The sequence below is a fragment of the Marcopretia estuarina LEGE 06307 genome (genome assembly GCF_056633115.1).
In genome coordinates, this window is the sequence record NZ_JBSJOY010000001.1 from 562,625 (window position 1) to 582,565 (window position 19,941).

The window sequence follows — 19,941 nt, forward strand, 5'->3', positions numbered from 1 at the left end:
CGAGGACTCGGCTGCTTGCACGATGGAGCCCGTTCGGGCTGTCTGACCATGACGGTGATCGTCGATCGGCCTGCGGCGCCGTTCATCCTGGGCTGTTGAAGGGCGCTGGGCAAAGCACCGATGACTGTGGGTAGGTGGCTGGGCTGGGCCGGCTTGCTGGCGCTGGGCTACGGCGGTGTCTCCCTGCTGGTGTTCCTGTCCCAGCGCTCGTTGATCTATTTCCCCCAGCCCGCCGCCGATCCATCCGGCCGGCTGAAGCTGCAGGTGGAGGGCAAGCGCGTGCTGGTGGCCCATCGCCCCCATCCGGGTCCTCGGGCGCTGATTTACTTCGGGGGCAACGCCGAGGATGTGTCCCTCACCCGCGCCGAGCTGGCCGCTCTGCTGCCCGACACAGCCCTCTACCTGCTTCATTACCGCGGCTACGGCGGCAGCGAGGGCAGACCCAGCGAAGCGGCCCTGCGCGCCGACGCCCGGGCCCTCTATGCCCACGTGGCCGAGCGCCACAGCGCGGTGACGGTGGTGGGACGCAGCCTTGGCACCGGGCCCGCGGTGCATCTGGCTGCCACCCGCCCGGTGCAGCGGCTGGTGCTGCTGGTGCCTTTCGACAGCCTGCTGGCGGTGGCCCGCGGCACCATGCCGTGGCTGCCGGTGGATCTGCTGCTGCTCGATCGCTGGGATGCGGCCGCCGAGGCGCCCCTGGTGCGCGCCCCCACCACGATCGTGGCGGCGGCCGTCGATCGGGTGGTGCCCACTCGCCACGCCGTCGCCCTGCACCGCGCCTTCCAGCCCGGCGTGGCAGAGCTGATTCTGGTTCCCGACCTTGACCACAACACGCCGATCCTCAATTCGGCGGCCTTTCGCGCTGCCCTGCAAGGCCAGGAAACTGGCCGTCCCCACAGCCGCTAGCAGTTGCTGAAGCTCGGCGGAGGTGACGCAGGAGTCGGTGGCTGTGGTGATGCGTGTCTTGGCCACGCAGGTGAGATTCTGCGGGAGCAGATAGCTCACCTTCTTGCAGCCGTTGGTCGCCCCGGGCTGCAGCACCACAGTCAGGTCTGGAATGGCCAGCTCGGCGTCGCTCGTCATCGGCACGACTAAGACTGTTGGATAGACAAGGTCAAACAGTGCGCAGTCCTGCACGACCACTGCCGGTCTGAGCTTGTTGGGCTCCGGGGGGTGTGGGTCTCGATCGGGGTCGCCTGGATCTTTGCGCCAATCGACCGTGACGATTTGCCCCGCCTTCAGCTCCACGCTTGTGCTCAGCGGCCGAAGGGCTCAGGTGTGGTCCAGTTGCCGATGAAAGACTTGGCGTCCGGATCGGCCGCGATGTGCTCGGCCACGGTTTTGCTCTGGGCCCGAATCCGTGCTCGCAGAGCCTCCATGGCGCTCAGCGAACTGCTCACCTGCAGGACGCTTCTCCCCCCACGTTGCCGGCGGCGTACGGAAAAGGGAGCGTCGAGCTTTTGGTTGGCTTGATCGGCAGGGGTCATGACGGCAGCGGCTTTCGCCAACCTCATGGCCTGATGCTTCAACGTTAGACGTCATTCCGGTCTCGGCTCGATGGTGACGGCACCACCTGGCTGGGCCGGGTCAGGCATGGGAAGGCTGAGCACGACAAAGCCCGGTGACGAGGTCACCGGGCTCTGAAGGAGTTTGGTTAATCGGGCGGAGTGGCTGACGCTGGCACCTGGGGCCAGGTGACTAGAGGGACTTCCCATTTGGTCCGGGGCACCTATAGCGGTGCAATGGACGGCGACGGCGTAACACGCCAGGGAAGCCAGAGATCCGATGAGAGTGTTGGAGCAGGGGCCGGATCGTAAGCGCGCTCCTCACACCTGCTCGGGTGGGGTGTCATCCATGGTCTGGAGCCTCCCGGTTCGTGATGCATTCACCATCGATCCGCCGGCCGCAGGCGGCAAGACTTTCCTGTCAAGAGGACACCGCTTGTGATCTCCGGCAACGGCTCTTCATGAACCGGTCGCTGTTCACGCCAACGGCCGCCCCTTCCAGGTCCAACCGCGGCCGCTGAGGGTGCGCCACACCGACACCGGACCGATCGCGGCCACCACCAGGCCACCGGCTCCCATTAGCCACCAGAGGGTGAGCGGCACCTGGAACTGGCGGCGGGTCCACAGGCGCAGGACCAGTTGCAGGCCGATGCCCACCAGGGCGAAGGCCAGGGCGCTCAGCGATACCAGCCGCTGGCCGGGCAGCAGCGCGGCCGCAATCGCAGCGGCCGGTGTCAGCAACCAGGGGCCGCTGAACATCAGCAGCACCACCGACGAGGCCGCCAGGGCCCTGGCCACATCGCCATCGAGGCCCAGCAGCCAGTTCTTCGTCCAGCCCTCCCAGAGGGAGGCGAAATCGCTGTACATGCGCAGCTCCAGCGCATCCAGCCCCAGCAGGTAGCGCAGGCGATGGCCGCCTTGCTTGATCTGCCACGCCAGGGCCAGGTCTTCCACCACCTCCGCCGCCAGGGCCCGGTGGCCGCCGATCGCCAGGTAGGTGCTGCGGCGGAACAGCATGAACGGCCCGGCGGCGAAGGCCACCGGACTGGCGGGATCATTGGCGGCTTCGATCGGAAAGCCGAGCCCCAGCAGGCTGGCCATTATCGGCTGCACCATCCACTCCGCCAGGCAGCCGCAGCTCAGCCGCGGCGCCAGGCTGAACAGGTCGGCCCCGTCTGCGATTGCCTGGGCCAGTGCGCGCCGCAGGGTGGCCGGCTGCAGGCGCACATCGGCATCGACGAACAGCACCCATTCGCTCACAACGTGCTTCATGGCGCGGCTGCAGGCCCAGTTCTTGCCCACCCAGCGCTCGCCCACCGGCCGGGCCCCGGCATCGAGCAGCGAGAAGCGCGGCTCCGTGGCGCCGCAGGCCCCTGCCGCCTCCAGGGCGATCGCCACCGTGGCATCGCTGGAGCGATCGTCCACCACCAGCACCTTCCAGTCACCACAGGGGTCCTCGCTGCTCAGCAGGCTGGTGAGGCAGGCAGCGATGTTGGTCGCTTCGTTGTAGGCCGGCACCACCACCGTGAGCGAGGTGTTGGCCAGGGTCGCTGATGCGTCCGATCCCGGATCCGGCCGTGCCGCCAGCCTGGGCGCCCGCACAAACACTCGCGCCAGGCCGGCGATCAGGATCACCAGGCCAAGCGCGGCAGCGGCGCCCATGGACAGCAGCGCCCAGGCGAGGGCCGTGGCTGGATCCATGGCGTAGCCCTCAGGATTGGTCCGCCCATGGTGGCCCGGCTCACGCATCACCCTGAACCGATCCAAGATCTGCGGATGAAGAACGAGGCCCCCACCTCCGCGCCACGGTTGATCGGTGGTCCCGATGCTGCGCCGGCCACCGTGCTGCTAGCCCACGGGGCCGGAGCCCCGATGGACAGCCCGTTCATGGCGGCCATCGCCAGTGGAATGGCCGAATTGGGCTGGCGGGTGGTGCGTTTTGAGTTTGCCTACATGGCCAGGATGCGCGAGACGGGTCGCCGCCAGGGACCTGACCGGATGCCGGTGTTGCAGGAGGCGTTCCGCCAGCAGGCACGGCTGGAGCAGACGGAGCAGCCGGGCCGGCCGGTGTTCATCGGTGGCAAGTCGATGGGCGGCCGGGTGGCCAGCCTGCTGATCGATGAGCTGGCCGCCAGCGACGGGGTGACCGGTTGCCTTTGCCTCGGCTACCCCTTCCACCCGCCCGGCAAGCTGCTGCAGCTGCGCACCGAGCACCTGGCTACCTTGAGCACTCCCACCCTGATCCTGCAGGGGGAGCGGGACAGCTTTGGGCGACGGGAGGAGGTCGAGACCTACAGCTTCTCGCCGCAGGTGCAAGTGCGCTGGATCCCCAGAGGTGACCACAGCTTCAAGCCCACCCGCAGTTCGGGCCTCAGCGAAGCGGAGAACTGGGCCACGGCGGTGGCGTTGGTCGACCAGTTCCTGCGGGAGCTGTTGTTCCGCTGAGCTTCACAGCCGAATTGCCCAATACCTAATTCGTGCGACCAGAGACCGATCTGCGGGATTGAACCGACAATCCGGCGTCAGGCTGGTGGGTGACTCAATGCGCAGCGTCACAAAAGAGGTGGTGTGCGAGTGGGGGCAGGGAGTTGGGGTGGAGAGCTGAGTTGAGCATTGCCACGGCTGAGATCCGCATCACCACCTTGGACGACCCGTCGGGGACGGATGAGCATCAGCCCTATGTGCTGTTCGTTAACCAGAGCGAGTGAGGCAACGCCCACCTCCTGCCCAGCAATGTGTTCTCGTCTAAGGCGGAGCTTAAGAAGTACACGGCCCTGCGCTTTTAGCAGGAGGTAAAACGCCCTCCCCATTGCCTTGGGACTGGGGGCTGTCGGGCAGCAGCATTTCCCTGTTCAACCTGGGCAACCTGCTGCTGATCGCCGGGTCGTGGGAAGCTGCGGCGGGAGATTGAAGCCCAGCCCCATGGTTCCCTGGCTACAACAGCAAGAGATCTTCGTTTGGGATTCCGGCTGACATGAGTTGGGGTAGATCGATGGGCACTGAGAAAGCTCCATTACCCTCAAGACCGTGCCCGGCAAGCCCGATCGCCAAGATCACGTCGCTAACCGTTCCATGGACGACCAACGCCTGAGCGTCTACGCAGAACTGATCAGCAAGCTGCTGGAGTGCCCCAGCGGGGAGGAGAACACGATCCTCAACGCCCACCCAGAGCTGCTGGATGATGGATTGGTAGCGGCGATGCAGCACTACTCGGAACTTCTGAGGCAGCAGGGGAATTCCAATTCAGCCGCGTTTCTTGAGAATCTTGGCCAACAGATTGCGGAGTTCATCCGGAAGGGCGATTCGCCGCAGGAGCCCCCATCAGCGGAGAGGCAGCAGGCCCATACGGATCTGATCCAGCAGTTGCTGGAGTGCCAAGTCGGAGAAGAGCAACGGATCCTGGAGGCTCACAGCGAACTCCTGGACCAGGGTTTTTTGCGCATGTGTGAGCAGGTGGCCCTGGGGCTGGTGGAACAGCACAACCAGCAAGATGCTGCCTGGCTGCGCAGCTTTGCCGCCCAACTGGCGAATGGTGTATCCACCGCAAAAGTTAGCCACTCGAATGAGCAAGAAGCATTTTTGATGCAGCTATTGCAGACGGTTGGGGAGAGTAATGGCGATCCAGCGTACGCACTGCTCAGCGCTCATTTACCGCTACTGAACACTGGGCTAATAACCCTGCTAAATAACTGGTTTACAGGCGCAGTCGAACGGATAGATCAAGACATGCGAGAGGATCTGGCAACCATGCTTAGCAACCTTGGAACAGTCATACAGGAGTTTCCACTTGGGGAGCAGCGAACAAATCAGCTGATTGCCATTAATGCCTATACCAATGCCTTGCGCGTCAGGACAGAAGCCGAGCTGCCGCACGCCTGGGCGAGGACTAAGAATAATCTCGGCAACGCCTTTATAAGTCTTGCCCACTTGACTGAGAATCCGAAACAACAGATCGAGAACGCCATCGAGGCCTTTACCAGTGCCTTGCGGGTCTACACAGAAGCCGACCTTCCACAAGACTGGGCTGCCATAAACAGTAATCTCGGCAACGCTTACGGCGCTCTTGCCCCGTTCTCAGAGAATCCGAAACAACAGATCAAGAAAGCCATCGAGGCCTATACCAATGCCTTGCGGGTCTCCACAGAAGCCGAGCTTCCTCATGCCTGGGCCGCAACAAACAATAATCTCGGCAACGCCTACAGGAATCTTGCCCCGTTCTCAGAGAATCCGAAAAAACAGATCGAGAAAGCCATCGAGGCCTATACCAATGCCTTGCGGGTCTACACAGAAGCCGAGCTTCCTCAAGACTACGCGATGACAAACAATAATCTCGGCGTCGCCTATGGCGATCTTGCCCCGTTATCAGAGAATCCGAAACAACAGATCGAGAAAGCCATCGAGGCCTATACTATGTCCTTGCGGGTCTACATTAAAGCCGAGCTTCCGCAAGACTATGCAATGACAAACAATAATCTCGGCCTCGGCTACGGTGCTCTAGCCCCGTTTTCAGAGAATCCAAAACAACAGATCGAGAAAGCTATCGAGGCACATACCAATGCCTTGCGGGTCTACACTGAAGCCGAGTTGCCGCAAGACTGGGCCGCCACAAACAATTATCTAGGCCTCGCCTACTGCAATCTTGCCCCCTACTCAGAGAATCCGAAACAACAGGTCGAGAAAGCCATCGAGGCACATACCAATGCCTTGCGGGTTAACACAGAAGCCGAGCTACCGCAAGCCTGGGCCGCCACAAACAATGATATCGGCCTCGCCTACCGCAATCTTGCCCCCTACTCAGAGAATCCGAAGCAACAGGTCGAGAAAGCCATCGAGGCCTATACCAATGCCTTGCGGGTATACACAGAAGCCGAGCTACCGCAAGCCTGGGCCGGTACAAACAATAATCTCGGCATCGCCTACGGCAATCTTGCCCCGTACTCAGAGAATCCGAAGCAACAGATCGAGAAAGCCATCGAGGCCTACACCCATGCCTTGCGGGTATACACAGAAGCCGAGCTACCGCAAGACTGGGCCACCATAAACAATAATCTCGGCGTCTCCTTCGGCAATCTTTCCCCGTTCTCGGAGAATCCGAAGCAACAGATCGAGAAAGCCATCGAGGCCTATACCAATGCCTTGCGGGTCAGAACAGAAGCCGAGCTTCCTCATGCCTGGGCCGACACAAGCAATAATCTCGGCGCCGCCTACGGCGATTTTGCCCCGTTCTCAAAGAATCCGAAGCAACAGATCGAGAAAGCAATCGAGGCCTATACCAATGCCTTGCGGGTCAGAACAGAAGCCGAGCTTCCTCACTCCTGGGCCGACACAAACAATAATCTCGGCAACGCCTACAGCAATCTTGCCCCGTTCTCAGAGAATCCAAAACAACAGATCGAGAAAGCCATTGAGGCCTATACCAATGCCTTGCGGGTCTCGACAGAAGCCGAGCTTCCTCACTCCTGGGCCGCCACAAACAACAATCTCGGCGCCGCCTACGGTGATCTTGCCCCGTTCTCAGAGAATCCAAAACAACAGATCGAGAAAGCCATTGAGGCCTATACCAATGCCTTGCGGGTCTCGACAGAAGCCGAGCTTCCTCACTCCTGGGCCGCCACAAACAACAATCTCGGCGCCGCCTACGGTGATCTTGCCCCGTTCTCAGAGAATCCAAAACAACAGATCGAGAAAGCCATTGAGGCCTATACCAATGCCTTGCGGATTCGGGATTCGGTGACCCGCTCCGCGGATTGCCTGTCGACAGCCAGGAACCTTGGTAATCTGGGCTTTAAGAACAATCTGCTCGATATTGCTATCACGGGCTACACGCTCGCCATTTCTGCTGTGGAGAACCTGCGCACTACAGCTATCGACCCTGCCCGCAAGGCCGAGATTGTGGCCCAGGCCATCGAGGTGTACGCCAACCTCGTCCAAGTGTATTTGGATACTGAGCAATACGACAAAGCACTTGAGGTGGCTGATCGTTCCAAAGCCCGCAATCTCGTCGAGCTGTTAGCCACCAAAGACCTTTATCCCAAGGGAGACATCCCGCCAGAATTGATTCGCCGCCTGGATGCCCTGCGCGGCTCCATAGCCCGGGCAGAACGGCAGCTCAACAAGACAGACGCAGCACAAGGCCCCATCGCAGATGGTGGATCGATTGCGAGAGGCAATACTCGCACGCTGAATTTAGGGCCGCCGAAACAACAGGCCTATCAGGTCTCCACTGATCGGCTACTACGGGAAAAACAAGAACTCGAACACCTGATCCAGGCAGACATCCAACCCATTGACCCTACCTTCTCCTTGAGCCAGAAGGTGCAGCCCCTCACCTTTGAGCAGTTCCAAGCCGCCCTCCCTGATGGGCGCACAGCCCTAGTGAGTTGGTATATGGCAGGAGACAGGCTGGTGGCTTTTCTTGTGTCAGCACAGACCTCACATCCAACCTGTCATGAGTACCCAGAAGACACTCTCAAGAATCTGACCCAGGCCCTGAGCAGTTACGTCCAAACCTACCTCCAGGAGAAAGAGGAATGGGCAAGATCCCTGCCAAAGGCGCTGGTGGAATTCGCCGGGATGCTGGAGATTGATTCCCTGGCCAGGAAGATCTCAGAGATGGCCCCTGATGCGGATCAGTTGATCCTTGTACCCCACCGCTTTCTACACCTGCTGCCGCTCCACTGCCTGTCGCTGAACGAATCCCACGGCACATTGTTGGATCGCTTCTCCCGCGGTGTGCGCTTTTCCCCCAGCCTGCAGGTGCTTCAGCTGGTTCAGCAACGGCCGCAGACTGGCCTGGATTCTCTGTTTGCCATCGAGAATCCCACCCGGGATCTCCCCTACACCGATCTTGAAGTCGAGGCCATCCATCCCCTGTTTGGCCCCCAGCCCACGGTGCTCAGGCAACAGGCAGCCACCAAAGCCGCACTGGAGAGGAGCAGCTCCACCCTGGCCAGCAGCACCTGCCTCCACTTCTCCTGCCACGGCACGTTCAACTTCGCGCAACCCCAGCTCTCGGCCCTCATCCTGGCGGACAGCCACGTGGAGTCTCAGCCAGACGATGCCGATCCCGACCGCTACCTGCCGCAACTGGACGGCAGCGCCCTCGACCTCTCCAGGTGCCTCACCCTGCTCGATCTCTTCCAGCTGGACCTGCGCCAGGCACGCCTTGTCACCCTCTCTGCCTGCGAAACCGGCCTGAGCGAGATCAACAGCCTGAGCGATGAGTTTGTGGGCCTCAGCAGTGGTTTTCTCTTTGCCGGCTGCAACAGCGTCATCGGTACTCTCTGGACCGTGAGCGACATCAGCACCGGCCTGCTGATGGCTGAGTTCTACCGCCTGCTCAAGCAGCAGGAGCACACCCAGAGGCAAACCGATGTGGCCGTTGCCCTCAAGCAAGCCCAGCACTGGCTGCGCCACCTCACCTGTGAGCAGGCCGTGGCACGGATTGAGCATGCACTGCCCAGCCTCCCTGAAGCGGTGCGCCCCAACTACGCCTACGACATCCAGGAGCTGAAGCGGCGGCATCAGCCAACCGATTGCCTCTACAGCAGCCCGTTTTACTGGGCGGCCTTCTGCGCGGTCGGGCAATAGGCCGCCCAGCAAACCTCGCTATCGTTGTCAAGACGTTGCATGGCTTCTCACATGCCAGCGGATGCCCGCAAGTTTCAAGCCGCCTTCCAAGCCAATCACTCGATCCTCACGCCTGAAGATCGCAACGCCATCCTTGACTTTTCCTCCAAACTGGATCCAGACATCAGCAGCGAAGAGCTGACAAGCAAGCTGAGCGAATTCCTGACACAACACGCAGCGATCAACACAACGCTCTTTCCGCTTTCATCCTCGCCAGAAATGCACACGGACACACGTCTTGGTGGAGTGAGGCCCCAGCTCAACCCCCAAGACTTCAAGACTTCCATTCGCAACATCGTATTGGATTCCCAGCGAGCATCTGACAAGAATGGTGAACCCAAACCAACCCGTTGAGTTTGCCTGCCTCGATCAACTTGTCTTTCAGCTGCACCATGGGCTGGGCAAACCGGTTGACCATGATGGCATTGATAGGCTTTTGGCGGCTGTGCCAGGGCTGTCAGATCAGCACCGCAAGGACATCATCCGCGAGTTAATCCGTACCTCCGATTCGTCGAGTCGCTTTCACCCAGGCCTCACACCATTGGCCCCCGGCGATGGTTTCTACGCCTTAGAAACTACTGGGCATTGCCATGCTGAGGTTTTGCAGAAGGTGGAGCCATTCCTCCTGCACGACACGTTCATTCTTGATCTTTCTTCCACCGTTGCCAACAAGCCCGCCTCTTTGCTCAGGGGGTGCCGTTATCCTCTGGAGTCTTCGCTCGGGCAATGCACTCTGCTCACGATCATCTCTGACGATCCCTCTGAGGCGTTTGCCGCGGCCATGATCGCTGAGATCCTGGGTATCACCGACCTTGATCTGAGCAAAACTGAAATCCTGCGCGGTTCACCGATCCGGGAGGTTGACGAAAGAAACACGACGCATTACATCTGGATCAGGAACAAGCAGGATAGCGATGGACGTGAGGTTCAGCACATCCTGAACATGCTCTCTTGCCGTGCCAAGATTGAGTTTGTGGTTCAGCAAGCAGCCATCTGCTTTTCCGAGGGAAAACGGCACTACGAAGCAATCGAAAGCCACTTATCCCAGATCTCCGAGCTGAAGATCAGGGAGACTACTCACCAGGCACGGCAGGAACGGATTCAGATTCTTGAAGCTCATCTGGCTGCTTTGCCAGACCATGCGCATCAACTCTCCCGTTCTGAGCGGGACATGGGCATCCATCTGCTCACCCTGATCGACAACGTGGCCAATGCCCGCAACAGCATTCCCTTTCTGCTGCTGGAGGGTGACACGTTCATGGGCGGATTTCTCGATCAAGACTGCCCCATCCATCAGAGGCAGATCGAACACGACCTCAAGGTTCTCTCCCCCGGACGTCGCTACGCAGACCAGGCGATCAGCGCGATCCGCACAATCGTGACGCTGGATTCCCAGAAACAGCAACTCGCTCTGGAGGAAGCGGAGAAAGCACGCGAGCAGACCATCCGAAAAACCCTCACCATCGTTGGCTCTGGCCTCACAATCAGTGGCCTGGCGGCCTCCACCCGCCCCAGGCCCACGGAAAAACTCCTTCAGCGGCTCCAGCGGCCTCACCACCAGCCAGCTGCCCCTCCTCCAGAGTTGCTCTGGCTGTCAGACATCGCCATCCATGCCTCCCTCGGCCTGCTGGCGGCCCTGCTGATCTTTTTCATCTGGAGCCTCGGCGGCCGTGTGGGTTCCCAGCTGGGATGGTTGAGGCGAGCTGCTCCTCGCTGAGGTCACCACACACACGTTCCAGCCCTTCTGAGTTGCCCCTGGTGCAAACCAGTTGTTGTTCCCTCTCCGATAGAAGCAGAGGCACTGGAGGCCGCCGGTTTAAACGACACTGACGATGGTGGCGTTGAGCGATCAGTGCCTGCGGGAGCTGCTCCAGCGGCGGTTTTCCTCTGCTGCCCACACAAACACGATTGATCGTCTCGTGACTGGGCTCAGGAGGGTGTCGAGTCTCCGATGAAGTCATCCTTCCCCTTTCAATTCACCGTGACCCCATCAGCCCAAGTCAAACCCATGCAGTGACCTGAAGGCCTGGATTGGTGCCATCAAAGCGATGGGTTAAAGAGCCAATAGCCTCCTCGTCCGGATCGTGCAGAACCGCTGCCCTTTGCTCGCGTTGATCGCCCGCTCAGGGATGGGCGTGACCATGCTGGAGGTGAGCCGGCAGGGGCTGACCCTGATCGTCGAGCAGAACCACGCTTTCCTGCTCATTGGGGTCGGAGCGGGTGACGATGGCGATTGCTGGCTCGGTGGCGCTGAGATTCACCGGTTGATGGGGAAGATCGGCGGGAATGAAGATGAAATCGCCGGCGCGGTTCACCACCCGCTGGCGCAGGCCGGCGCCATAGCGGGTTTCCACCGTTCCCTGCAGCAGGTAGATCGCCGTCTCGTAGTTGCGGTGGAGATGGGCTCGGGCCTTGGCACCGGGCGGGATCACGACGCGGTTGAGCGAGAGCGTGCGCGCCCCGCTGTTGGCACCGGAGATGCCCACGAAGCGCCCCAGACCCTGGCGGCTGTCCAGCTGCGTGGCCGGCCGCACCGTGATCACCCCGCCGTCGCCAGGACGGCCGATCACCTCGTCCGTACGAGCAGGCGACGCCTGCGCCAGCAGCCCCAGCCCACAAGCCAGGGCAAGTGCACGACCATCCATCAGCACAGCTACCTCCGCAAGCGCTCCAATCTGCCCCAGATCAGATGCAGATGGCCATTGTGGTGGGGGTGACCACGCAGCCAGCTAGGCCTGGGGAACTGCTCGAACAAGAGGTGCGGAGAGGCAAGAGCTTCAATGGCTGGAACACGAGACGTCATCTTTCCTGGCAGAGGGGGATCTCGAGAAGGAAGCCACCCCGCACCATGAAGCGGCCTGGGCATCGCCAATTCACAGAATGCTGTTGCAATTGGGATGGCCTCGCCCTGCAGCGTGTCCTGGCTGCCAGGATCGAAACAAACGCCAGCACGACGTTATGCCACTACCCCTGCTGTTGCAAGCGTTTCTGGCTGTGGCGATCACCCCGTGCCCTGCTTCCGCGAAGGCCCAGCTTGATGGCCTCTACCGCTGGCAGGTGGCTCGGCAGGAGCGGCGCGGGCCGATCGAGATCACGAGCCAGCAAAGCCGATTCACCGACGGGCTGTATCAGAAGTTGCGGCGTGCCTACGCGCTCGATCCAGCCAGCGGTCGATTCGTTGACTTCGATCTGTTCAGCGGCACCCAGGTGTCAACCTTTGGCGCGAAGGTGCTCGGCTGCACCGCCGCCCCCGGCGGAGGGCTGGAAGCCCGGGTGGCGGTGCAGGCTGGCCTGCGCAACCGCCCCTCTGAGATGCCGCAGCAGCTGCGCTATCAGCTGGTGCCGGGGCCTGCAGGCACCTGGAAGATCACCGACATCGTCTATTCCAGTCCGGCTGGATTCCGCCTCTCCAGCTTCCTGGCCGAGCTGCTGGCACCAAAGCCCTGATCGCTGCAGCCGCCCATTGGGTGCGCTGCTGCTGAAGCAGCAGGAGAATTGTCAGCTTGATGGCCCGCCTTCAGCGACCACTAGATAGCCCAAGGGGCTACCCAGTATTGCTGTGTTCTATTCATGCAGAATGGATCTAGGTAAAAGCAATAGCTCCATCCACTCCAATGACGAGAGTGCGATTAAGAAGATTCACGCTGTCCCCAGAAGTGGCACTGCCGATCCGTTCAATTCCTTGAAACGTCAATACAGCACTAGAGCCAGAGCGCGTAAGTACGCCTTCCGAAATCTGGTAAGTCCCAGCGTCAAGCAGCAGTCGATCAGTGCCTGCTCCGCCATTCACGTTGACATCGCCAAAACCCAAGATGGCATCGTTTCCATTCCCTAAATCAACGATGCCACCACCTGTAAAACCTCCCAAGATGGCGTCAACCGTGTCATTGCCTTCTCCCATACTGATAAACCCTTCGTTCCAGATGGCCGCCCCTTCTGCTCCTCTCACTCGACCCACAAGAGAATCATCATCTGCACCAGCATCAATGGTTCCCTGATTAAAAACACCAGCTGAGCCGCCTATGCCGACAATCTGATCAGCACCAGACCCAGCGTTTAGAATGCCATTGTTGATGTTAGAGATTCCATACCCACCAAGACTCTCGCCCTCCACAGCGTCGCCGTCTCGACCCATAAAGACTGAGCCGCCATCATTGAGCAAGCCCGAGGAGTCTCCATCAAGTGAACGTGCAATCAATCGATCGGACCCATTAGCAAAGTTAATCAGGTTAGAATTAACAACCCCAATCCCATTCTCACTATTGCCAATAAGGAGATCATCGCCTACATCAGTGAATATAATTCCGGCGTTAGAAACGCCATCTCCATTATCAGCTTCTCCCGCGATTGTGTCATCCTCGGAGCCAGTGAAGATGCGGCCCGATTCACCAATTGAGATACCAAGGCTATCACCACTGCCAACCACAGAGTCATTTCCTTCTGATGTCTGAATCAGTGATTCGTTCTGGATGCCGCAAGCCCCCCTATTCCAACAACTTGATCAGACCCTTCGTCAGTATTGATTCCACCTTGGTTAAAGATTCCATAGCCAGCGCCCTCACCTTTAACAAGGTCGTTACCCGGGCCAGAGCCAATCAACCCACTATTCAAGTTAAAGATTCCATATTGGCCGCCCTTGCCAATGATGGCGTCATCACCCCTTGCCAAGAAAAGATTTCCACCGTTGTTTTCAATGCCAGCATCAGAAGTACTTGATCCTCTAACTGTGTCATCACCAGTACCACCATCCAGCAACCCACGATTATCAATTCCATCATCACCCTCGCTGCTTGCATTAACGATGTCATCACTGTCACCTAGAAAGATCACCGATGAGTTGATGATTCCATCACCATCTCGACCGATCGCCCTGATCGCATCGGCCCCAGAGGCCATATTAATGAGGGAGTCATTGAATAAACCAGATGTAACGCCTTCGGCCAGCAATACATCTTCCCCTCCTCCAAAGATAATGGAGCCAGAGTTGGTTACACCGAAGCCAGAGCCGCCTCGCCCAGCCAACACATCATTTCCATCACCTGTATTGACGATACCTAGATTGAAAATACCGTTTTCGGACGCGCTTGCTGCAAATCTGTCATTACCTGTTCCAGCTTCCAGCGACCCTTCAACCGTCAGGCCCGTTCCAAGCGAATCCGTTACTCTGATGACATCGTCTCCAGCCAGAGTAGTGACGGCTTCTCCTAGAGGGATGAAAAGCTCTTCCTCAGTAAATTCATACAAGTTCGAATTTTCATTGAAGCTTAACAATGCGAGATTAATGCTCATTTCAACTAACTCAAATCATTTTTACTTTACGCATTTTATTACCATACTGCCTTTCCCGCAACGAAGCCTGTGTTCAAACCAAGGCGTTCCGGATTCTTAACTAGAAGTTAATTGTTACAGGACTATTGCAAAACCATGCAACACCCCTATGGTTAAGTTTTGATTCAAGTGTAGCGTCGTGGATTTTTCTGAAAGCTTCACTAGGAACCAGCCTTGGTGGCCTTCCGCCTCCATTAGCCTTGAAGCAGGAGTGGCTCCCTTCTTCAGCGAGGTCGATCGCGCACTCTTGAATCACACTGATTCAGCAAGAACAGATTGGTTACTCGACACTACGAGGATCTCCAATGACCCACTCCCAACTCTTCAATCTATCTCGGGAGTGAAGGTTGCTGGATCGAATCTAGAAGATCAGGTTCTTGAGGCTTATTATTCTATTAAAGCTGCATTCACTCAGGACGAAATTGACGCCATCACGGGCACGCCAACCTCGATATAAGGTGGTGAAGGTATGATTTCAGCTCGATTCCAGGAGCATTCTTGGATCATAGATGATGGCATCATTCATATTCTGCCCAACACTGGCGAGCTTACACTATACACAGCTGTGAATGGAGGGGAGACTTGGGATTCTTCGGTAGTCCTGCCAGGCTCAGATGCCTCCTCAACGTCCGATGGTGTGTTGATTGGGGACGAGTTGTACGTTGCATTTTCTACTGACTTTGGATCCATTGCCTTCTCTCAGCTTGCTTACTCTGATAGTGATGCTTCCTGGGAGATAGAAGCTACCGTCGATGTTGCTCGAGATCGAACAATGATCTACGAGAGACCGTCCGTTGCAAAATCTGATGATGGAACTCTATTCGTTTCCTATACGGCAACTAACCGATTGACCGGTGACGTTAGCTTAATGGTTTCCTACAGCATGGATGGTGGGGCAAGTTGGGTTCAGGCCCCCCGCACCATCCCAAGCTCAACTGGTGATGGCCCAATTTCGGGGGAAGTCATTGTTACTGACAGGGGAGTTGGCTTGCTCTATAAAGATGGGCTGACATTGAAGTGGGCTGAATTCGCCTATCCAGACAGCACTGGATCTCGGATTACGAATCAAGTATTGATTGAGCTTGGCAACGACCAGCGCGATCCAAATGCGACCCATTTCAGCTCTGTAACTGATCCCGAAGGAAACATCCATGTTGCTACCAACAATGGAGAGGGACAGGTTGTCTATCTTCGCTATGATTCTACTGCTAACACTTGGAGCGAGCCAGAGGAGATTGTTAACTACCGAAGCGGCGACTACATGCAAATGAGCATAGCAGATGACGGCACACTCTATATTACTTATAACGCTAGAATAGGTCTTAATACAGTAGCCGAGGTCAGCTCCAGCTCTGATGGTGGTGTGACATGGAGTGTTGTGGCCAGGCTCAGCCAGGATGAAGTTGAGCAATCAGGAAACGTAAGGGTGGAAACTCCTGGATACATTGATGATGAGCTTCCTGTCTTTCAGCAAGTACAGTCGTCTCGAGATGATCAGAGTTTAGTTTTCTACGAAGTAGGCTAGCATACTCGGATAACAGTTTGGCGCTGTTTTCATCATTCTTGCTTGCGATAGAAGCACGAACCGCTCACAGATAATGATCGCAGATCAGCTCCACTAAGCCGAATAGCCGGCCTATGATCTCCGCACGTAACAGCGCGAGTATCGTCATCAGTTCGCGTTAGACAGTTCTTCCGTCCCCGTGGCGGCAAACTCTATAGCGATCATCGGTCGATTAGGATGAGATGGGTCTGATTCGCGACACATTCACAGTTACCCAGAGTTCAGTCAATGCACTGAATGTGCTGGTAATGGATCCGAATAGCTCTGGGAGCCTCTATGTGCTTGTACCTACTGGCTGCAGCTTCTCATGGGGAATGAGGTGGCCAAAGGCTCCCCATGGACGCTCTTCTGTGATCGAACTGCTGCAACCAGAGAATTTGCTATCACGCCGTTGCTGCTGCTCCCTTTGTGTGGAGTGAGTCCATGCGTCACTATCTCAGGAGGCCCTACTCAAGACTTATCTTGTTGGCGCCATTTTAGAATGGCTCGGGATTTCACTCACAGGCCCCCAGTGCCACTCCACTCTTTGTGCCCTCTCGAGAAGCCCAATGCTATGGGAATGCCTTTCACCAGGAGTTAGGGCAGAGATGGTTTCGGCAATCAGGCCATGGTTCGTTCCTTCTGCCTGGAGCCGAGAGTAGCCAAAAACATCAAAGTCCACAGCATACAGAGTATTCGCGAGATTTACTTCCTCCGGAGTGACGGCCTCCTCGGTGTTGCCGGCAGGATCTTGGTCTGCAAGAGTCTTGCTCGCCAGATCCTCGATTTCTGGCGGCAAATTCAGTTTTTGCGCAAGATTGCACACGTCGTTTCGTAGGCTTTCGCAGCGTACAATATGGTCAACCCACGGTTCTTGGCCATAGTGAGAGAACCAGTGCATTGGCATTGAGTGAACGAACCGAGGATCGCGTAGACCGTGCCTGATCGGGACTTCTCGCATGTAACTTGATCTGGATAACATTGTGGGTCCACTTTGATTTGCAATTCGTTCGTCTTCTTTGGAGTATTGACGGCAATACTCCTTGATCGCAGAGCGTAGTCGTTGATAGGGATTGCGCACTGCAGCAATGACGGTGTAGTTTCTTAAAGAGTGGTAAGCAGGGAAATGGAATAAATCATCAATGGGCAGGTGGGCCAAGTCAACGTGCCGTTTAAGTTTTTGACTGTAGGCAAAGTTGAAGTAACTTTCCATATCCTCAGGTTTTGAGCCTGCAGAAAAAACTGCACGCAACTCTTTGCCTGCGCACTTCGGGATATGAAGAAAGACCAATCTGAGATCGTGCCTAATGATCATCGTCGAACGATTATTTCGTGTTGCAGTTCGATGATGATAGAGGCTTCCCTTGCCATTCTTAAGATCCAAAGCAAGCTTCGAAACAAATGATCAAGCCCTTCTGAAGCCTCCCAGGGAAACTCAGCAAAGGGCATCGCATTAACTGAGCCATGACCCTGCTATCGCAGGGCAGGGCTGGATTCATGGGGGTCCTGCGGCTTGGGTTGGTACCTACCAGCACGTGCACGATCAGGCAGCGCTCCAAGCGTCAAAAGGTCATGGCGGAGAGGATGAAGGTGCCGCCTGGCAGGTGCTGATCGGTCTTTGCGAACCTTTTAACTGACATGGCACGAGTGAGGCCAACAGGGAACCAGGAAGACCAGAAGGAAGGTTCCGAACCATTCATTTCGGCCTGGTCAAGCCGCTGGCCAGCCCCTGCGTACCGCTCACTCAACCAGATTGTTGGGCACCAACGACGGTCACACAACAGGCGAACTCCCGTATCTCTTCCCCCATTTCCAGCAGCCTCCTGAGCGTGTCCTAAGAGGCATCACGTCCGATCCTCACCCCTCGTCCCAACCGAAGCCCTGATCGTCCCAGGCTTTCGGATCTTCGAGCGGTTCCAGGTGGGTGAGCACGTGGGTGCGTGGCAGCGCCTGGGCGATCTCCCTCTCCAGCCGGTCGCAGAGATCGTGGCCGGCCTGCACGGTCCAGTGGCCTGGCACGAGCACGTGGAAGGCCACGAAGCGGCGTGAACCAGCCACGCGTGTGCGCAAGGCGTGGAAATGCAGCTCCGGCGTGGCGTAGGCAGCGAGCAGGTCTTCCAGTTGTTTCTGGTCGGGCTCGGGCAAGGCCCGATCGAGCAGTCCGGAGGCGGTTTCGTGCAGCAGCTTCCAGCCGGTGACCAGGATGTTGAGCGCCACAGCAATGGCGATCAGCGGGTCGAGGATCGTCAGACCGGTGAGCTTGACCAGTCCGATTCCCAGCACCACACCGAACGAGGTCCAGACGTCGGTGAGCAGGTGGTGGGCATCGGCCCGCAGCGTGATCGAGTGGAAGCGACGCGCCGCCCGCAGCAGCAACCAGGCCACCAGGCCGTTCAGGGCCGTGGCCACCAGGGAGAGCGCCAGGCCGATGCCGAGTTGCTCCAGGGGCTCCGGGTGCTGAAGTCGTCCCACGGCCGCCGTGATGATCGCCAAAGCCGCCACCACGATCAGCACACTCTCCAGCCCGCTGGAGAAGTACTCGGCCTTGAAGTGGCCGTAGGGGTGAGAACGGTCGGCTGGCTTGGCGGCGAGCGTGAGCGCCCAGAAGGCGCCGAGCGCCGCCACCAGGTTCACCCCCGATTCGATCGCATCGGAGAGCAGCCCCACCGACCCGGTGAGCTTCCAGGCGGCGGTTTTGAGCACGATCGTGGCCACGGCCGCCCCTACCGAAACCAGGGTGTAGGTGCGAGGTGAAGCGAATCCCATGGATACCGGGCGCGGTGGCAGAAAGGCGCTCCCTGGCGATGCTGATGCCGCCGGAGGGGATTGCCAACCACCAAGGGTGCTCTGCGATGCAGGGCCTGAGGTGGCGGTGCCGCCTCAGGCGTGGGTGCCGCTTCTTGCGCAGGGTTCAGCCCCTCTGCCGGCTCTGCTGGTTGAGCTCGGCGGAGCTGCCCGCGCCACTCACGGCCTGGCGCGCCAAAGGTGGCGGTGGTGAACACCAGGAACAGCACCTTGGACACCACCGAGAGGCTGCGGGTGACGGTCAGCAGCGACGTGCGAGAGGCGGAGACGTCGAAGCTGGGGGAGTCGGTGCAGCTGGACATGGAGTGCGGCGACGTAGCAGGGCGATGGGACGGTGTCGTTCTCCCCTTTGCTGGGACCATCTGCCTCCGTTGGCCCGGCTGCAGGCGCGGAGCCTTACCCGGAGCGAGGAGGGAAATCGGTTGCCGCCAGAAGGGATGGGCTGAGTCCATCAACACCACGATGGGGTGTCCATTCACCAGAAGCCGAGAAGGCGGCTGTGACATCATTCCTCCTGATTCATGACCACGCAGGCGTTGCAGTTCTGAGCGGGTCGTACTACTTCTGCGTCATTTCGGCGAGTGCAGGCTCTGGGAACAGCCTGATCGTGGATGCGGATCCCCACGCGGCTCGGTTGAGGTGCCGCAATGGGGACCCGAGCGCGGCAGCAGACATCTCCCCACCCCAACCGGTCGGCCGCCTCGGTATGGGGCGAGGTCTATGCGTTGGCTGCGTTCGGGCAGTCCAGCGCGCTTCCCTTGGATCCCAGGTTGATCCAACAGATTGGTGCTGATCACAGCTGAGCCTTCCAGGCTCTCGCTTGCCGTGCTGGCAAGCACTGAGGCAAGGGCGTGGCGTGATCAATGGGCGCTGAAACCTGCTGCTCTCACAGGGATTTAGGGGTTGCAGGCTTCCGGTGGTGCGTGCGGTAGGGTTGGCTCGACGGGGCGTGGCGCAGCTTGGTAGCGCGGGTGCTTTGGGAGCACTAGGTCGCAGGTTCGAATCCTGTCGCCCCGACTAGTCACTGCAAGGGTTCTCGGCGAAACCGGGAACCCTTGTTTTTTGACTTGCAAGAGAAAGTGCAAGAGAAACTCGCCTGTTGCTGGCCTTTCAAGGGTTTTGAGCTGGACA

At 58.5% G+C, this 19,941-nt stretch carries 14 protein-coding genes, 1 tRNA gene and 1 pseudogene; 8 read left to right on the plus strand and 8 right to left on the minus strand.

All coding sequences use genetic code 11. The annotated features are described in order from the left end of the window. Window positions 1-120: 120 nt before the first annotated feature. Window positions 121-906: an alpha/beta hydrolase gene (locus tag ACWJI3_RS02860; RefSeq protein ID WP_480202998.1), complete on the plus strand. Its 786-nt coding sequence runs from the start codon at window positions 121-123 to the stop codon at window positions 904-906. 48 nt (window positions 907-954) lie between these two features. Here ACWJI3_RS02860 and ACWJI3_RS02865 read toward each other — a convergent pair. The 3 genes and pseudogenes from ACWJI3_RS02865 to ACWJI3_RS02875 all read right to left on the minus strand — a co-directional run. Further along, window positions 955-1,248 (minus strand): annotated as a pseudogene (locus ACWJI3_RS02865) (type II toxin-antitoxin system PemK/MazF family toxin); the annotation flags it as partial. A gap of 8 nt (window positions 1,249-1,256) precedes the next feature. Beyond that, entirely contained in the window at window positions 1,257-1,487 is a 231-nt protein-coding gene (locus ACWJI3_RS02870; protein ID WP_480202797.1) for a hypothetical protein, read from the minus strand. A 495-nt stretch (window positions 1,488-1,982) separates the two neighbouring features. Beyond that, window positions 1,983-3,206, minus strand: a complete 1,224-nt coding sequence (locus ACWJI3_RS02875) for a glycosyltransferase family 2 protein (RefSeq protein WP_480202798.1) — start codon at window positions 3,204-3,206, stop codon at window positions 1,983-1,985. Between the two features lie 75 nt (window positions 3,207-3,281). Here ACWJI3_RS02875 and ACWJI3_RS02880 point away from each other — a divergent pair, with 75 nt between their 5' ends. The 4 genes from ACWJI3_RS02880 to ACWJI3_RS02895 all read left to right on the plus strand — a co-directional run bounded on the left by ACWJI3_RS02880 (window position 3,282) and on the right by ACWJI3_RS02895 (window position 10,851). Further along, a complete protein-coding gene (locus tag ACWJI3_RS02880; RefSeq protein WP_480202799.1) occupies window positions 3,282-3,950 on the plus strand; it encodes an alpha/beta family hydrolase in 669 nt (222 codons plus the stop codon). A gap of 582 nt (window positions 3,951-4,532) precedes the next feature. Next, complete coding sequence (locus tag ACWJI3_RS02885) at window positions 4,533-9,095, plus strand: CHAT domain-containing protein (RefSeq protein WP_480202800.1); 4,563 nt, start codon at window positions 4,533-4,535, stop codon at window positions 9,093-9,095. Window positions 9,096-9,134: 39 nt separating this feature from the next. After that, window positions 9,135-9,488: a hypothetical protein gene (locus tag ACWJI3_RS02890; RefSeq protein WP_480202801.1), complete on the plus strand. Its 354-nt coding sequence runs from the start codon at window positions 9,135-9,137 to the stop codon at window positions 9,486-9,488. Next, window positions 9,463-10,851: a hypothetical protein gene (locus ACWJI3_RS02895; RefSeq protein WP_480202802.1), complete on the plus strand. Its 1,389-nt coding sequence runs from the start codon at window positions 9,463-9,465 to the stop codon at window positions 10,849-10,851. Before ACWJI3_RS02890 ends, ACWJI3_RS02895 begins: the two co-directional genes overlap by 26 nt. A gap of 406 nt (window positions 10,852-11,257) precedes the next feature. Here the strand turns inward: ACWJI3_RS02895 and ACWJI3_RS02900 are convergent, their stop codons facing one another. Beyond that, entirely contained in the window at window positions 11,258-11,779 is a 522-nt protein-coding gene (locus ACWJI3_RS02900; RefSeq protein ID WP_480202803.1) for a cupin domain-containing protein, read from the minus strand. A gap of 313 nt (window positions 11,780-12,092) precedes the next feature. Here ACWJI3_RS02900 and ACWJI3_RS02905 point away from each other — a divergent pair, with 313 nt between their 5' ends. Then, window positions 12,093-12,581 (plus strand): hypothetical protein, encoded by a 489-nt coding sequence (locus ACWJI3_RS02905; protein WP_480202804.1) that lies wholly within the window; start codon window positions 12,093-12,095, stop codon window positions 12,579-12,581. 136 nt (window positions 12,582-12,717) lie between these two features. Here the strand turns inward: ACWJI3_RS02905 and ACWJI3_RS02910 are convergent, their stop codons facing one another. Together ACWJI3_RS02910 and ACWJI3_RS02915 are read right to left on the minus strand one after the other, a co-directional pair. Then, complete coding sequence (locus tag ACWJI3_RS02910; RefSeq protein WP_480202805.1) at window positions 12,718-13,560, minus strand: hypothetical protein; 843 nt, start codon at window positions 13,558-13,560, stop codon at window positions 12,718-12,720. Between the two features lie 26 nt (window positions 13,561-13,586). Then, the gene (locus tag ACWJI3_RS02915; RefSeq protein WP_480202806.1) at window positions 13,587-14,423 is read right to left on the minus strand and encodes a hypothetical protein; all 837 of its coding nucleotides are present in this window, start codon (window positions 14,421-14,423) and stop codon (window positions 13,587-13,589) included. A gap of 508 nt (window positions 14,424-14,931) precedes the next feature. On the opposite strand from ACWJI3_RS02915, the gene ACWJI3_RS02920 reads away from it, so the two are divergent. Continuing rightward, window positions 14,932-15,987 (plus strand): exo-alpha-sialidase, encoded by a 1,056-nt coding sequence (locus ACWJI3_RS02920; RefSeq protein ID WP_480202807.1) that lies wholly within the window; start codon window positions 14,932-14,934, stop codon window positions 15,985-15,987. 496 nt (window positions 15,988-16,483) lie between these two features. Here the strand turns inward: ACWJI3_RS02920 and ACWJI3_RS02925 are convergent, their stop codons facing one another. Together ACWJI3_RS02925 and ACWJI3_RS02930 are read right to left on the minus strand one after the other, a co-directional pair. Beyond that, window positions 16,484-17,320, minus strand: coding sequence for a sulfotransferase family 2 domain-containing protein (locus ACWJI3_RS02925; RefSeq protein WP_480202993.1), 837 nt, complete (start codon window positions 17,318-17,320; stop codon window positions 16,484-16,486). Between the two features lie 542 nt (window positions 17,321-17,862). Continuing rightward, complete coding sequence (locus tag ACWJI3_RS02930; RefSeq protein ID WP_094510563.1) at window positions 17,863-18,771, minus strand: cation diffusion facilitator family transporter; 909 nt, start codon at window positions 18,769-18,771, stop codon at window positions 17,863-17,865. A gap of 982 nt (window positions 18,772-19,753) precedes the next feature. Here ACWJI3_RS02930 and ACWJI3_RS02935 point away from each other — a divergent pair. Further along, a tRNA-Pro gene (locus ACWJI3_RS02935) sits at window positions 19,754-19,827 on the plus strand. Window positions 19,828-19,941: the final 114 nt, after the last annotated feature.

Excerpts from the sequence above, each read along its gene's own strand:
- ACWJI3_RS02860 (WP_480202998.1), top strand. The coding sequence starts at position 121 with ATGACTGTGGGTAGGTGGCTGGGCTGGGCCGGCTTGCTGGCGCTGGGC.
- ACWJI3_RS02870 (WP_480202797.1), bottom strand. The coding sequence starts at position 1,487 with ATGACCCCTGCCGATCAAGCCAACCAAAAGCTCGACGCTCCCTTTTCC.
- ACWJI3_RS02875 (WP_480202798.1), bottom strand. The coding sequence starts at position 3,206 with ATGGATCCAGCCACGGCCCTCGCCTGGGCGCTGCTGTCCATGGGCGCC.
- ACWJI3_RS02880 (WP_480202799.1), top strand. The coding sequence starts at position 3,282 with ATGAAGAACGAGGCCCCCACCTCCGCGCCACGGTTGATCGGTGGTCCC.
- ACWJI3_RS02890 (WP_480202801.1), top strand. The coding sequence starts at position 9,135 with ATGGCTTCTCACATGCCAGCGGATGCCCGCAAGTTTCAAGCCGCCTTC.
- ACWJI3_RS02895 (WP_480202802.1), top strand. The coding sequence starts at position 9,463 with ATGGTGAACCCAAACCAACCCGTTGAGTTTGCCTGCCTCGATCAACTT.
- ACWJI3_RS02900 (WP_480202803.1), bottom strand. The coding sequence starts at position 11,779 with ATGGATGGTCGTGCACTTGCCCTGGCTTGTGGGCTGGGGCTGCTGGCG.
- ACWJI3_RS02905 (WP_480202804.1), top strand. The coding sequence starts at position 12,093 with ATGCCACTACCCCTGCTGTTGCAAGCGTTTCTGGCTGTGGCGATCACC.
- ACWJI3_RS02915 (WP_480202806.1), bottom strand. The coding sequence starts at position 14,423 with ATGAGCATTAATCTCGCATTGTTAAGCTTCAATGAAAATTCGAACTTG.
- ACWJI3_RS02920 (WP_480202807.1), top strand. The coding sequence starts at position 14,932 with ATGATTTCAGCTCGATTCCAGGAGCATTCTTGGATCATAGATGATGGC.
- ACWJI3_RS02925 (WP_480202993.1), bottom strand. The coding sequence starts at position 17,320 with ATGATCATTAGGCACGATCTCAGATTGGTCTTTCTTCATATCCCGAAG.
- ACWJI3_RS02930 (WP_094510563.1), bottom strand. The coding sequence starts at position 18,771 with ATGGGATTCGCTTCACCTCGCACCTACACCCTGGTTTCGGTAGGGGCG.